Annotated in this window: 2 protein-coding genes; both read left to right on the top strand. The window is 48.0% G+C overall.

Going from position 1 to position 935, the window contains the following annotated elements:
* Positions 1–682, top strand: a 682-nt coding sequence (locus E2K52_RS14500) for a glycerate kinase (RefSeq protein WP_151205692.1), incomplete at its 5' end; no start/stop codon positions are given.
* 146 nt (positions 683–828) lie between these two features.
* A partial coding sequence (locus tag E2K52_RS15140; RefSeq protein ID WP_161981146.1) for a UvrD-helicase domain-containing protein occupies positions 829–935 on the top strand: 107 nt, incomplete at its 3' end.

The raw sequence follows: 935 nt of genomic DNA, 5'->3' as shown, positions 1-935 counted from the left end.
GCTTGGCGCGCAATTTCTGGACGCCACCGGTGCCTCCATTCAGGTCTGTGGCGGTAATCTAAAGGGTATTCACCAGATTGATTTGACCGGACTGGATGCGCGGCTGCAACACACCGAGATGGTGATTGCTTCTGATGTCAATAATCCGCTCTGCGGTACCCAGGGAGCTTCTGTAATTTTTGCTCCGCAAAAAGGTGCGACGCCTGAGATGGTGCAGCAACTGGATCAAAATTTACACTATTTTGCCGACTGCATTGAACAGCAGCTCGGACAGCAATTTCAGAATATTCCCGGGGCAGGTGCGGCTGGTGGTTTGGGTTTTGGTTTGATGGCGCTGACTGGAGCAAAGCTTCAATCTGGTGTGGAGCTGGTAATACAGATGACAGGTTTGGCTGAAAAAATTGCCCAGGCGGATATGGTGCTGACGGGCGAAGGCAAAATCGACAGTCAAACCGCTTTGGGTAAAACACCGTTTGGCGTCGCTCAGCTAGCCAAACGTTTGAATAAACCGGTGGTTGCTTTTGCAGGTGTAATTGGTGAGGAGGTTGAGTCGCTTTATCAGGCGGATTTTACGAAGATGGTGGCGATTAACCCGCCGGACTGTTCATTGGAAGAGGCATTAAAAAATGCCGAATTCAATCTGGAAAAGGCGGTTGCCGGATTCATTCAATCGCAAATATGAAGGTATGAGTAGATGTTAAGTTTAAGGATGAAAAATAATAAAAGTCTTGTGCTGGATTGAGGGTAGATCCTTAGACTGCAATCCAAAAGCCATAATTGGGAACGCGATCTGTTAAACTATCCTTATCCACAGAATGATGAGTGACCATGAGTTTAGCCGCCCTAATTGATGAATTAAATCCACAACAAAAGCAAGCTGCGACCACCGAAGCAAAGCACAGTTTGGTTTTGGCCGGGGCGGGCTGTGGCAAGAC

It is taken from the genome of Acinetobacter sp. RF14B, assembly GCF_006864105.1.
Lineage (GTDB): Bacteria > Pseudomonadota > Gammaproteobacteria > Pseudomonadales > Moraxellaceae > Acinetobacter > Acinetobacter lwoffii_C.
This window is presented reverse-complemented; position numbering and strand designations above follow the sequence as displayed.